10 protein-coding genes are annotated in these 12,907 nt (G+C 64.5%); 4 read left to right on the top strand and 6 right to left on the bottom strand.

The features are described from left to right. Positions 1 to 12 precede the first annotated feature (12 nt). The gene (locus H351_RS18590; protein WP_029255268.1) at positions 13 to 1,017 is read right to left on the bottom strand and encodes an iron-siderophore ABC transporter substrate-binding protein; all 1,005 of its coding nucleotides are present in this window, start codon (positions 1,015 to 1,017) and stop codon (positions 13 to 15) included. A gap of 124 nt (positions 1,018 to 1,141) precedes the next feature. On the opposite strand from H351_RS18590, the gene H351_RS18585 reads away from it, so the two are divergent. Both H351_RS18585 and H351_RS18580 read left to right on the top strand, forming a co-directional pair. Continuing rightward, complete coding sequence (locus H351_RS18585) at positions 1,142 to 1,693, top strand: TetR/AcrR family transcriptional regulator (protein ID WP_029255269.1); 552 nt, start codon at positions 1,142 to 1,144, stop codon at positions 1,691 to 1,693. 102 nt (positions 1,694 to 1,795) lie between these two features. After that, positions 1,796 to 3,367: a GMC oxidoreductase gene (locus H351_RS18580; RefSeq protein WP_029255270.1), complete on the top strand. Its 1,572-nt coding sequence runs from the start codon at positions 1,796 to 1,798 to the stop codon at positions 3,365 to 3,367. A gap of 66 nt (positions 3,368 to 3,433) precedes the next feature. Here the strand turns inward: H351_RS18580 and H351_RS18575 are convergent, their stop codons facing one another. The 5 genes from H351_RS18575 to H351_RS18555 all read right to left on the bottom strand — a co-directional run bounded on the left by H351_RS18575 (position 3,434) and on the right by H351_RS18555 (position 10,280). Further along, complete coding sequence (locus tag H351_RS18575) at positions 3,434 to 5,539, bottom strand: 3-hydroxyacyl-CoA dehydrogenase NAD-binding domain-containing protein (RefSeq protein WP_029255271.1); 2,106 nt, start codon at positions 5,537 to 5,539, stop codon at positions 3,434 to 3,436. Further along, the gene (locus H351_RS18570) at positions 5,540 to 6,760 is read right to left on the bottom strand and encodes a thiolase family protein (protein WP_003942598.1); all 1,221 of its coding nucleotides are present in this window, start codon (positions 6,758 to 6,760) and stop codon (positions 5,540 to 5,542) included. 161 nt (positions 6,761 to 6,921) lie between these two features. Beyond that, a complete protein-coding gene (locus H351_RS18565; protein WP_029255272.1) occupies positions 6,922 to 8,211 on the bottom strand; it encodes an HRDC domain-containing protein in 1,290 nt (429 codons plus the stop codon). Positions 8,212 to 8,222: 11 nt separating this feature from the next. After that, positions 8,223 to 9,629: a WS/DGAT/MGAT family O-acyltransferase gene (locus tag H351_RS18560; protein ID WP_029255273.1), complete on the bottom strand. Its 1,407-nt coding sequence runs from the start codon at positions 9,627 to 9,629 to the stop codon at positions 8,223 to 8,225. A 60-nt stretch (positions 9,630 to 9,689) separates the two neighbouring features. Next, entirely contained in the window at positions 9,690 to 10,280 is a 591-nt protein-coding gene (locus H351_RS18555) for a DUF3000 domain-containing protein (protein WP_019748266.1), read from the bottom strand. A 168-nt stretch (positions 10,281 to 10,448) separates the two neighbouring features. On the opposite strand from H351_RS18555, the gene hemE reads away from it, so the two are divergent. Together hemE and H351_RS18545 are read left to right on the top strand one after the other, a co-directional pair. Further along, positions 10,449 to 11,546, top strand: a complete 1,098-nt coding sequence (gene hemE / locus H351_RS18550) for a uroporphyrinogen decarboxylase (RefSeq protein ID WP_021334677.1) — start codon at positions 10,449 to 10,451, stop codon at positions 11,544 to 11,546. Further along, positions 11,543 to 12,904, top strand: coding sequence for a protoporphyrinogen oxidase (locus H351_RS18545; protein WP_020969510.1), 1,362 nt, complete (start codon positions 11,543 to 11,545; stop codon positions 12,902 to 12,904). The genes hemE and H351_RS18545 overlap by 4 nt, the downstream gene beginning before the upstream one ends. The last annotated feature ends 3 nt before the right edge of the window (positions 12,905 to 12,907 follow it).

The following is a 12,907-nucleotide window of genomic DNA, read 5'->3' as shown; positions in this document are numbered from 1 at the left end:
AAAATCCCGTTTCTAGGCGGCCGCGCGCTTTGCGGCTTCACTCAACGTCGGTGTGATCTGGCCGAGGACCCAAGGCGTGCTCAGGACGTTGACGTTGCTCAGTCCGCCGATGACGCGGGTGTCGCTGAGGAATGCGGTGGATCCGCGTTTGACCGCGTCGAGTCCACCGACTGCGGGTATGCCGGACGGATCACCGGAGCCGTCGGTGAAGCCGACGATCACATCGGCGTCGATGTCGGCGATATTCTCGTAGGAGATCGTCTTGAAGAACGATCCACCTGCATTGTCCGCGGCGAGCTTCTCGACGCCCGGCGCGTTGACGAATCCGAGTTCCGTCAGCACCTGGACCCGCGGGTCGGTGGGCAGATAGACGTTGATGTTGCTCGAATCGGTGTCGAAGTTGACCACTGCCAATGTCTTTCCGGCGAACTCCGGGTGGGCTGCGGCGGTATCGGCGAGAGTCGCGTCGAGGCCGTCGACGAGCTTCTCGGCCTCTTCGCTCTTGCCGACGATGCGGGTCTGGTCCTGCCAGGACGTCTGCCACGCTGCGCCGGGATAAGCGGCCGTCGGTGCGATCTTGCTCAGTTGGTTGTAGACGGATTCCTCGAAGCCCTCGTACGGCGCCAGGATGACGTCGGGGGTCAACGACGCGATGGACTCGATCGGCGGTTCTCCGCTGGCCGGCATGTCGAAGAGCGTTGTCTTGTCCGCGTCGAAGTAGTCCTGGGCCCAGGGCATGACGCCGTTGTCGTCCGCACCGTAGGTGTACTTGGGCTGTCCGACCGGAGTCAGATCGAGTGCGTACAGGATGTCCTGCGCGTTCCATCCGAGGGTGACGAGGCGCTCGGGCTTCGAGTCGATGGTCGTGGTGCCGAAGGTGTTCTCGATGCTGACGGGGAATCCGTCCGTACCTTGGGATGTCGTGGATGTGCCTGAATCCGAGGAGCACGAGACAAGTGCGGTGACCGCGATTGCAGCCGCACCGAGGGCAGTGAAGCCCCGAAGAGAAGTTTTCATGAAGGGCAGCCTAACCTACTGAATTTCGGCAGCCAAACGAAACCGATTGTGCCGTTTATGCAGGTGGGGGTCGGATCTGGACCGCGTTTCTCAGGGCGCCGTTTCGGTGGGCGATACTTTCCTCGTGCGATCTCAGCAGAAGATTCTCGGCGCCGCCCTCGGACTGATCGAAGGTGGCGGATTCGAGGCTGTGAACATTGCCGCAGTTGCCACCGCGGCCGGTGTCTCGCGCCAGACGGTGTACTCGATTTTCGGTACACGTGAAGAGGTCGTCTCCCAGGCGATGGGCGGTCTCGCTGTCGAGGTTCTCGGGGAGATCACGGCACAGGTGGAGTCGGTCGACACGGCGTGCGACTACGTCGTCGAATTCATCGTTGCCGCGCGAACTGCCGTGCGTGCTCATCCGGTGCTCGCGACTCTGCTCCTCGCCGAGCGGGGAAACCCTGTCTTCGATCTCGAAATGATGAGTCGAGCAATACCTTTCGCTGGTCAGATGCTCGCCCCTATGGTCGAACGTGGCCTCGCCACGGAGGCGGAGTTGGATGAGATAGTGGAAATTGCCGTGCGACTGGGGCTTTCGGTTGTTGCATTCGACAGTGACCTCGTCCATTCCGATGACTCCTTGCGGGCCTTTCTCTCGAGGTGGCTCGGGCCCGCAATCCGGTCGACCTCGTAGTTCCTCGCCTGCTCCGCCAAAACCTTGACACTCGAGCGTCAGAGTGTCTAGTTTTGGCGTGCCCGGAATTCTCTGGCGACATTCTTCGAGGGAGCACCAGTCATGTCCGGAGTAAAACGTAGATCGTTCTTGGCCGGTACGGCCGCCGTGGGAGTCGCGATGATGGCGCCACGCACTGCCAAGGCTGCAACAGGGATTCCGCTGACACGTGAAGTGCACCGTGTCGTGGTTATCGGTTCGGGGTTCGGCGGAGGGGTGACGGCACTTCGCTTGGCCGAGGCCGGGGTTCCGGTCACCCTGCTGGAGAGAGGGATTCGGTGGCAGACCGGGCCGAATGCCGAAACTTTTCCGCATCCCGCCAGTCCGGACAAGCGTATCCTCTGGTATCAGTCCAACCCGACTCTGTTCGGCAGGCCGGCGATCTTCGAGCCATACGCGGGTTTGTTGGAGACGGTGACCGGTGAGAACATGACCGCGATCTGCGCAGCCGGGGTGGGCGGCGGATCGCTTGTGTACCAAGGGATGACGCTGCAACCGGAAGAAGCGGTCTTCAACACGCACTTTCCGGAGGAGCTCGATTACGCACGAATGGACCGCGTCCATTACCCGCGGGTGGCGCGGATGTTGCAAGTGGAAACTGCACCCGACGAACTGATTTCCAGCCCGAACTACGAGGCGGCACGTGTATTCGCGCGTAACGCAACGCGTTCCGGTCTACCCGTGTCGAAAATTCCGATGCCGATCGACTGGAACTACGCGTTGGCCGAACTGAGGGGTGAGATGAAGCCGTCGTACACCAACGGTGACGGCGCGCTCGGTGTCAACAACGGGGGCAAGCATTCGGTGGATGTCACCTACATTGCGGCAGCGGAAGCGACCGGATTGGTGAATGTGGAGACTCTGCACCAGGTCACCGATGTCGAGCGGGCGGCCGACGGACGGTGGCGTGTGTACGTGGACCGGACCGACATTTCCGGCAAGATTCTCGAGAACAAGATTTTGACGACGGATGCGCTCGTGATGGCTGCCGGCAGCATGAACACCACCAAACTCCTGGTCCGCGCCGCGGCAACGGGGCGGATCACGGATCTGCCCGACGAACTCGGCGCGGGGTGGGGGACCAATGCCGACCGGATCTACATCTGGTCGGATCTCGCGGAGAATTTCGGTGCGACGCAGGGCGGGCCGGTCGTCTACGGCAGCCGGAACTGGGACGACCCGCATAACGCGTTCACCGTCATTCAGGCGTCGTTCCCGCCGGTGGCGTTCGACGCTCACAGCACGGTGATGGTCGGATTCGGGGTCAGCAGCGACCGAGGTCGGTTCGTGTACGACTCAGCGCGAGGCGAGGCGGTGCTCCGTTGGCCGAGGGATGGCGACTCTGCGATCCAGCAAGGCCACATCGGACCTGCGGCCCAGCAGATCGCGGCAGGAGGACTGCTCACCGACACCAACGCGTTACTGCCGTCCACCTGGCATCCCCTCGGCGGTGCCTGCATGAACTCGGTGTGCGATCTTGATGGTCGGGTTCTGGGCCAGCGGGGGTTGTACGTGCTCGACGGAGCTCTGTTGCCGGGGAACTCCGCTGCGTGCAATCCGTCGATGACTATCGCCGCCGTCGCGGAGCGTGCGCTCGAGAACATCGTGAAAGACGATGTGGGAACCCTATTCTGAACCTGCGCAAACGCTACGGACGGCGTACCCGAAGGCACGCCGTCCGTGACGGGTCGATCGACTGACTCAGACGCTGGCAACACCAGGCGCGAGGAAGCGCTTGCCGTTGACAGCCTCGGAGGTACCGGTCCGGTCCAGGTACGGCGTGATGCCGCCGTTCCAGAATCCGAACCCGCCGCCGAGCAGCAGGCAGAGGTCGATGTCCTCGGCTGCCGCTACGACGCCCTCGTCGAGCATGATCTGAATTTCTTCGGCAAACGCACGACGTGTGCGCTCGAGGACCTCTTCCGAAGTGGACACCTTGTCACCCTGCGGCCACAGTGCGGCGACCTCGGGATCGACGGCCTGACCGTTCTCGCCCCAGGTCCACACGCCGGGCTTGCGAGCCTCGACGAGTGCTTCGAGTCCAGGTGAGCTCTTGAACCGGTCCGGGTAGGACTCCTGCAGGGTCTCACCGGTGTGCAGAGCCACTGCGGGTCCGACGAGGGCCAGCAAGGTGAACGGCGACATGGGCATGCCGAGTTCGGCGATGGCGTTGTCCGCGACGTCGAAGGGGGTGCCTTCGTCGACGGCGGACATGACCTCACCCAAGGTGCGGGTGACGAGACGGTTGAAGACGAAGCCGGCCTTGTCGCCGCACAGGACAGCAGACTTCTTCAGTGACTTCGCGGTGGCGAAAGCCGTTGCGAGAGTGGCATCGTCGGTCTTGCTGCCCTTGATGATCTCGAGGAGGGGAAGAACGGCAACCGGGTTGAAGAAGTGGAAGCCGACCACACGCTCGGGATGCTCGAGGCCGGACGCCATCTCCGTGATGGAGAGTGAAGACGTGTTGGTGGCGAGGATGGTTTCGGGAGCGATGAACTGCTCGAGTTCCGCGAAGACCTTCTTCTTGACGTCCATGTTCTCGAAGACGGCTTCGATGACGAAGTCGGTCTTGGCGAACGCGGCCTTGTCGAGGGAACCGGAGACGAGCGCCTTGAGGCGGTTCGCAGCGTCGGGGGACAGGCGTCCCTTGCCCTGGAGCTTCTCGATTTCGGTGTGGACGTAACCGACACCCTTGTCGATGCGCTCCTGGTCGATGTCGGTCAGGATGACCGGCACCTTGAGCTGGCGGACGAAGAGCAGCGCGAGCTGGCTGGCCATGAGACCGGCACCGACGATGCCGACGCCGCTGACCTTGCGGGCGAGCGAGCGGTCGGGTGCTCCGGCGGGGCGCTTGGCGCGCTTGTTCACCAGATCGAAGGCGTACAGACCTGCACGGAGCTCGTCGGTCAGGAGGAGATCGGCAAGAGCCTCGTCCTCGGCCGCAAAGCCCTTGTCGAGTGAAGCCGCATCCGTGATGTCGGTACTGCGAGCCAGTTCGAGCAGCTCGACGGCCTTGACGGCGCCGGGAGCGTTGCCCTTGGTCTTGCCGTCGACGATCGCCTTCGCACGAGCGATCGCGTCGTCCCAGCCCTGGCCACGGTCGATCTCGGGGCGAGCGGGGGTCACTGCGCCGGCGAGGACCTGCGACGCCCAGGCGAGGGACTGCTCGATGAAGTCGGCAGAATCGAGAACGACGTCGACGACGCCGAGTTCGAGTGCCTTCTTGGGGGAGAGCACCTTGTTCTGGTTCAGCGAGTTCTCGATCACCACGGTGACGGCGTTCGACGGGCCGACGAGGTTGGGGAGCAACTGCGTTCCGCCCCAACCGGGGACCAGACCGAGGAATGCTTCCGGAAGACCCAGTGCGCCCGCATTGGCGGCAACCGTGCGGTAGTGGCTGTGCAGGCCGACCTCGAGGCCGCCGCCCAGAGCGACACCGTTGATGAAGGCGAACGTGGGAACGGACGACTCACGCAGGCGTCGGAACACCTTGTGACCCAAGCGGCCCAGCTCGAGTCCCTGCTCGCGAGAGGTGATCGCGGGAACACCCTTGAGGTCCGCGCCGGCGGCGAAGATGAACGGCTTGCCGGTGACGGCGATGGCAACCGGGTTGGCTGCGAAGGCTTCGTCGAGGGCGGCGTCGAATGCTGCGAGTCCGCCGGGACCGAAGGACGACGGCTTGGTGTGGTCGAAGCCGTTGTCGAGGGTGATCAGTGCAAACGGGCCCTCGATGCCGGGGGCCGAGATGATCTTCGTGTAGGCGTTCGTCACGACCTCGTCGGCGAATGCTGTTGCAATATCAGACATTTAGTTAACCCCTGCCTGGTAGTCAGCGTGGTTCGGGTTCTCCCAGATGACGGTGCCGCCCATGCCGAGTCCGATGCACATGGTGGTCAAGCCGTAGCGCACGTCGGGACGCGTCGCGAACTGGCGGGAGAGCTGCGTCATCAGGCGAACGCCCGAGGAAGCGAGGGGGTGGCCACACGCGATGGCGCCGCCCCACTGGTTGACGCGCGGGTCGTCGTCGGCGATTCCGTAGTGCTCGAGGAACGCGAGGACCTGAACGGCGAACGCCTCGTTGATCTCGAAGAGTCCGATGTCCTCGATCTTCAGGCCGGTGCGTGCCAGGAGCTTCTCGGTGGCGGGAACCGGGCCGATACCCATGACGGCGGGGTCGACGCCCTGGTAGGCGAAGCCCACCATGCGCATGCCGACCGGCAGGCCGAGCTCGGCTGCGGTGTCCTCACCGGCGAGCAGTGCTGCGGTGGCACCGTCGTTGAGTCCGGCGGCGTTACCGGCGGTGATGCGTCCGGCCGGGCGGAACGGCGTCTTGAGCTTCGCGAGATCTTCGACGGTGGTTCCGGGGCGCGGCGGCTCGTCTTCGGTGGCCAGACCCCAGCCCGCGGAACTGCGGGTGGCGACGGGGACCAAAGTGTCGGCGATGAAGCCGGCCTTCTTGGCAGCGTCGTACTTGTTCTGGCTGTTGACGGCGTAGGCGTCCGTGCGGTCCTTGGTGATGGTCGGGAACCGGTCGTGCAGGTTCTCGGCGGTGTTACCCATCACGAGGGCGCTCGGGTCGACCAGGCGGTCGGCGAGGAAGCGCGGGTTGGGGTCTGCGCCCTCACCCATCGGGTGGTGGCCCATGTGCTCGACGCCACCGGCGATCACGACGTCGTACTGGCCGAAGCCGATGCCCGACGCGGTGGTGGTGACGGCGGTCATCGCGCCGGCGCACATGCGGTCGATGGCGAATCCGGGAACGGTTTCGGGGAGACCGGCGAGGATCGCAGCGGTGCGGCCGATGGTCAGGCCCTGGTCACCGGTCTGCGTGGTGGCTGCGACAGCCACTTCGTCGATCCGTGCGGGATCGAGCTGCGGGTTACGGCGAAGCAGCTCACGAATCGCCTTGACGACGAGATCGTCTGCGCGCGTGTCGGCGTACATGCCTTTCGGGCCGGCCTTGCCGAACGGGGTGCGAATGCCGTCGACGAAGACGACGTTGCGTTGGTTGTTTGTGGATGGAGCCACGCGAATTCCTCCTGATGGAGCTGCCCACCACTCCGAAGTGCGGTGAGACGTTGGTTCGGCGATCACGGCCAGGCGTCCGGCCTCGTATCGAGCGTACTACTGCCCATTACTGACCGGTAACTTAACGTGCCGAATTGCTCCAACCTCACACCGGGGTCAGGTCAGGATTCAGGCTCTTCTACTTCGGGCTCGGCCGGGACCACGGAGTTCAGTGCCTCGGCGAGGACGGGAACCGTCAAAGTGCGTTGCCAGCCACGTGCGCCACCGGAAGTGAGCTTGGTCTCGATTGCGGTCTCGACCTCGGCGATGTCGGAGTCGGGTTCCAACTTCCAGTCCCAGCACAGGCGCCTGACCAGGTCGGGTTGGAGCAGATTCTCCACGGGCACCGACACTTCCTTGCTCAGGTCCGACAGTGCTGCCCGAGCCGCCGTCAGTCGATCGGCCGCCGCCGGGTCCTGGCGAGCCCACCGACCGGCGGCAGGGGGTCCGACGATCGGCGGGGTCTTCGGCGGAAGCTCGCTGTCCGGGAGCCTGCGCGCAGCTTCCAGCGCGTCCATCCACACACGCGAATACCGGCGTTGACGTGGTCCGCCGAACACGGGAAGCGAACGGAGCGCATCCAGCGACTGAGGATCTTTGAGAGCGGCGTCGATGATGGCGGAGTCAGGGAGAACCCGGCTCGGCGACACGTCGCGCTTGCGCGCGAGATCCTCACGCGCCTGCCACAGCGCCCGTACTGCCGCCAACTGCCGAGTGGTCTTGAGCGAGGTGATGTGCGATGTACGACGCCAACGGTCGGGCTTGGGCTTGGGCGGGCCGGCCAGACGGATGTACTCGAACTCCTCCTTCGCCCACTCGAGCTTGCCCTGGGATTCGAGTTCGGCTTCCATGGCGTCGCGCAGTTCGAGAAGCACTTCGACGTCGAGGGCGGCGTAGTTCAACCAGGCGTCCGGCAGCGGACGTGTCGACCAGTCCGCGGCCCCGTGACCCTTGCGAAGTTCCACCCGCAGGGTTCGTTCCACTATCGCGGCGAGTCCGACTCGTTCGAACCCGGCCAGTCGACCGGCCAGTTCGGTGTCGAACAGCTCGGCCGGTGTCAGGCCCAGTTCGGCGAGGCCGGGGAGATCCTGATCGGCCGAGTGCAGCACCCATTGCAACGGGTTGATCGCCTCGGCCAACGGCTGCAGGTCCTGCGCTGTCGGAATCGGGTCGAGCAGGAACGATCCCGCTCCTTCGCGTCGGAGCTGGATCAGGTACGCCCGTGCCGAATAACGGAATCCGGATGCCCGCTCGGCGTCCACGGCGAGCGGGCCGTGGCCGGAGGCCAGCGCGGCCGCGGCGTCGGCGACACCGGCGGCAGTGGTGATGACGTCCGGAACTCCGTCACGCGGAACGAGCAGTGGAACTACGTCGGAGGTGGGCTCGGTTGCATCATCGGTGACTTCGGACATGGTCACTGACTCTACGTCGCAGTCGGGGCCGGGGTTGTCACCTCAGCGTCGAACAGTTCGTCGAGTGCGGCTCCGAAACCTTGCGCGAGCTGGTCCAATTCGGGTGCCAGATCGGAGCAACTGACGATGCCGACGTCGAGTTTTCCGTCGAGTGACATCACCGTCACGTTGAGTCCTGCCCCGTGAAAGATCGGGCCGAGCGGGAACATTCCCTTGATCTGGGCGCCGAGGAAGTAGAGCGGGACCGGCGGCCCGGGCACGTTCGAGACGACCAGGTTGGACACGACGGGGTGACGCTCGGCGAGTTTGAGCGACGAGTACACCCGCATGGCGGCGCCGAACACCGCTGGTGATGCGAACTGGGACCAGTCCTGGAGGATGTTCGCACCCAGAGCCTCGTTGTGGTTCTTCGAGGTGGCGTTGTAATCGCTGATCGCGTGCAGACGCTCGACCGGATCGCCGATCTGGGTGCCCAGCTGCGTGAACATGCCCGAGATCTGGTTTGTGCCCGGCCGATCGGATTTACCGTGGACCGATACGGGGACCATCGCGACGAGGGAGTCCTCCGGCAGTTCGTCGCGGTCCTCGAGGTAGGTCCGCAAAGCACCCGCGCACAGCGCGAGAACCACATCGTTGACCTTTACGCCGTGACGGTCTTTGACGGCTTTGACCTTCGCGAGATCGAGCTGGCTGAAGGCGACGTTGCGGTGACCGGTGATAGCGCCGTTGAACGAGGTCCGCGGCGCGGTGAACGGAGCAGGCATCGCTTCACCCTTTCGTGCACGCGTCACCCACTTGGGGAGCATCGCGATTCCGCCGGGGACCAGACGGGCAATTCTTGCGGGTCGGGCGATGACGGCCATGAGTCCGCCGATGGCGATGTCCAGCGTTCCCGCGTCGCCCGCACCCTGTGCGGTGGGATCCACGAGCGCCGGTGAATCCGGTTCGAGACTGCACAGCTGAGCGAGGATGTTCGCGCCGGTGACGCCGTCGGCAGCGCTGTGATGAATCTTCGACATGACGGCGATCTGTCCGTCGGCAAGTCCCTCGATGACCCACATCTCCCACAGTGGGCGGGAACGATCCAGCGGTTGGCTCGCGATGTGTCCGGCGAGTTCTGCCAGTTCCGCGTGTGTGCCCGGAGCAGGTACCGCGGTCCGGTGGCAGTGCCGCTCGATGTCGAAATCGTGATCGTCGACCCACACGGGGTAGTCGAGATTGAGGCGGGAATCTTTGAGTTTGCGCCGGAAGGTCGGCATCGTGGCCATCCGCGAGTCCAACTCGCGAAGCAGCTTCCGGTAGTCGTAACCGCCCGGAATGGTCGAGGGGTCGAGCAGTACGAGTCCACAAACGTGCAATAGCTGGGTCGGTGTTTCCAAGTAGAGGAAGGTCGCGTCGAGTCCGCTGAGACGTTGCATGACTCATTTTAGAACAGGTTCTAGTATTTTTCCGGGGGAATGCGTAAACGAGTAGTGGAGTTAGTCGCCCTGCCGCGACAGCGTGGTTATCCCGGCAGGCGGAAGTCCTGCCGCGTACGCGAGAACTTCACAGAAAGCCTCGACGTGGTGAGCCAATTCCGATGACGTTGCAGTCCAGGATGCTCGTAACTCGAGTTGGTGGGCTCGCGGCGGGCCCGCGATGTCGCCGTATCGCACGGAAGTTGTGGCTGTGACCGTACCGCCCAGGGCCACAAAAGGTTCCGGTCCGGCTTCGAGTGCGTCCACCAGCCAACTCCAGGCTACTTCGGGAAGTAGTGGATCCGCGGCGACGGCTTCGTCAAGATCTGCCTGTATGTAGGCCACCAACCGCATGGTGCCGTTCCACGCCTCGTCGCCGTCCGGATCGAACAACAGGATCAGGCGGCCGAAAGCGTCGCCTTCGGACTGCTCGGCCACGACGTCGGAGTCCGGGTGCAGAACCTCGGCTCCCACTGCGTGGCTGTACGGAGCGAGACGCTGCGGCGGACGGATGGGACCGACCTCTATCTCGGGCCGAACCCGCGCAGCGGTCATCGCCTCCACGGCGGCACGGAACTCGGCCGGGTCGGCTGTCGATCCGGATGTCGTCACAGGTCAGGACGTTAGTCGGGGATAAGGGCGGGTAGGTGGAGGCGCGCCGACCGAGTGTGGTTCGGGTGTGTGGCCGCTCACGAACCGCTCGGGTGTCCGATCCCGAGTGTGGGACATGGCAGCATTGAGTCGATCGAAGACACACGTTGGCGGAGAGCGCGAGGACTGATGAGCGGGTTGGACAACATGAATTCAGGCATGACCGGGTCGGCGGAATACAGCGCTCGGCGAGTTTTGCCCGACGCACCGTTGCTCGCCGCGGCGACCGGACGCACTCCGAGTCGACGGCCGGTGTGGTTCATGCGCCAGGCCGGACGTTCGTTGCCGGAGTATCGCGAGATCCGCGCGGGGATCGGCATGTTGGAGTCGTGTTTCGATCCGGCGCTGGTCTGTGAGATCACGATGCAGCCGGTGCGCCGTCACGATGTGGACGCGGCAATCCTGTTCTCGGACATCGTTGTTCCGCTCAAGGCTGCGGGAATCGATCTCGACATCGTTGCCGGCGTCGGACCGGTGGTTGCCAATCCGATTCGCTCCATCGCCGACGTCGCAGCCCTCCCTCGATTGGTTCCCGAAGAGGTCGGGGCGATCGCGCAGGCCGTTCGACTTCTCACCACCGAGTTGGGCTCGACTCCGCTGATCGGCTTTGCCGGAGCACCGTTCACCTTGGCGTCGTATCTGGTCGAGGGTGGTCCGAGCCGGAACCACGAGAAGACCAAGGCGCTCATGCACTCCGATCCGAAGACCTGGCACGCGTTGCTCGGAAGCCTGGCAGACACCACGATCTGCTTCCTGCAGACGCAGCTCAAGGCGGGTGTCGACGCGGTTCAGCTGTTCGACTCGTGGGCCGGCGCGCTCTCGCTGGCCGATTACCGGGAATTTGTTCTCCCGCATTCCGAACGGGTGTTTGCCGAGGTTGCCGCTGCCGGCGTTCCGCGTATCCACTTCGGTGTCGGAACCGGTGAACTTCTCGGCGCGATGGGGGAGGCAGGTGCCGACGTCGTGGGTGTCGACTGGCGGATTCCGCTCGACGTCGCGGCCGGTCGTGTCGGTCCGGGCAAGGCGCTGCAAGGCAATCTCGATCCCGCTGTACTGTTCGCGGGCCCCGAGGTGATCGATCGTGAGGTGCGCCGGATCGCCGCTGAAGGTGACCGCGCGATCGAAGCCGGTGCCATCGGCCACATCTTCAACCTCGGCCATGGAGTTCTTCCCGACACCGATCCCACGGCGATCACCTCGGCGGTGGAGCTGGTGCACTCGCTGTGACAACCACTCGGCCGTCGGTCGCGGTGATCGGAGGCGGAATCTCCGGTCTGGTTGCCGCGTACCGGCTTCGGCGCAGTCTGGGCTCCGTTGCCGACATCACGGTCGTCGACGACTCTCCGCGACTGGGCGGGAAGCTGCGAACGATTGATCTGGGTGGTGGCCCGATCGACATCGGCGCCGAGGCGTTCATCGCCCGTCGGCCCGAAGTCCCTGCGCTTCTCGCCGAGCTGGGACTGACCGATCAGATCGTTTACCCCGCGGGGTTGAGCCCGTTGATCTGGTCCCAGGGCTCACTGAATCGACTTCCTGCCGGAACCCTGATGGGAATCCCGGCATCGTCCGAGTCGGTGAGAGATCTAGTCGACGAGCAGACGCTGTCGCGCATAGCTGCCGAACCAGGCGTTCCGTTCGAGTGGACCCGCGGTTCCGATTGCAGTGTTGCCGAACTGGTTTCAGGGCGATTCGGTGATCAGGTGGTCAGCCGATCGGTGGATCCGCTTCTCGGCGGGGTGTACTCGGGCCTGGCGGAGACCATCGGAGTGCGTGCAGCTTTGCCGACACTCGCTGCGGCGCTCGATGCGGGCGCTCAGAGCCTCACGGATGCAGTTGCAGCCGCAGTGCCGACACCTACACCCGGACCAGTGTTCGGAGCGCTCAGGGACGGTTACGGCATCTTGCTCGATGCGCTGCGGCAGGCCGCCGACGCGACGTTCGTCCGCGGCGAGGCTTCCGGGTTACGCAGGGACGGGAAAGGTTGGAACGTCGATCCGCTCGGCAGCGTCGACGCGGTGATTCTGGCTGTTCCGGCGCCGCGCGCAGCGGTGCTGTTGGCCGGCGTCGATGCGGATATTGCGCGTATCGCGTCGCGGATCGAACTGGCGTCGTCCGCGGTGGTGGCGCTCCGCTTGCCCGGTCAGGTCGACCTTCCGCAGAATTCGGGGATCCTGGTTGCCACCGACGCCGACCTGACCGCCAAGGCGTTCACGCTGTCGAGCCGAAAGTGGACGCACCTCGCTGATCGCGGCGAGCATCTCGTTCGGGTGTCGTTCGGTCGATTCGGCGCATCGGAGATCGTTGACCGGCCGGATGGTGAACTGATCGAACTTGCGCGCGCCGATCTCGAGACCGTGACCGGAATCACCGAGGAGCCAGGAGCGAGCTTCGTACAGCGGTGGCACGGCGGTCTTCCCCAGTACTCCCCAGGTCACACGGAAATCGTGGCTGAAATCGAGTCCGGGATGACGCAGTTCGACGGCCTCGAAGTGGCCGGGTCGTGGCTGCACGGCGTCGGGGTTCCGGCGTGTGTCGCAGTCGGCACGACGGCGGCTACACGGATATTCGAGCGAGTGGCACGATAGACC

Origin of the sequence: Rhodococcus erythropolis R138 (assembly GCF_000696675.2) — a bacterium.
GTDB lineage: Bacteria > Actinomycetota > Actinomycetes > Mycobacteriales > Mycobacteriaceae > Rhodococcus_F > Rhodococcus_F erythropolis.
The sequence above is the reverse complement of the archived record's forward strand: the minus strand, read 5'-3'. Positions and strand labels throughout refer to the sequence as shown.

Coding starts and splice junctions, on each gene's coding strand:
- H351_RS18590 (WP_029255268.1), bottom strand. CDS start 1,017: ATGAAAACTTCTCTTCGGGGCTTCACTGCCCTCGGTGCGGCTGCAATC.
- H351_RS18580 (WP_029255270.1), top strand. CDS start 1,796: ATGTCCGGAGTAAAACGTAGATCGTTCTTGGCCGGTACGGCCGCCGTG.
- H351_RS18575 (WP_029255271.1), bottom strand. CDS start 5,539: ATGTCTGATATTGCAACAGCATTCGCCGACGAGGTCGTGACGAACGCC.
- H351_RS18565 (WP_029255272.1), bottom strand. CDS start 8,211: ATGTCCGAAGTCACCGATGATGCAACCGAGCCCACCTCCGACGTAGTT.
- H351_RS18560 (WP_029255273.1), bottom strand. CDS start 9,629: ATGCAACGTCTCAGCGGACTCGACGCGACCTTCCTCTACTTGGAAACA.
- hemE (WP_021334677.1), top strand. CDS start 10,449: ATGAGCGGGTTGGACAACATGAATTCAGGCATGACCGGGTCGGCGGAA.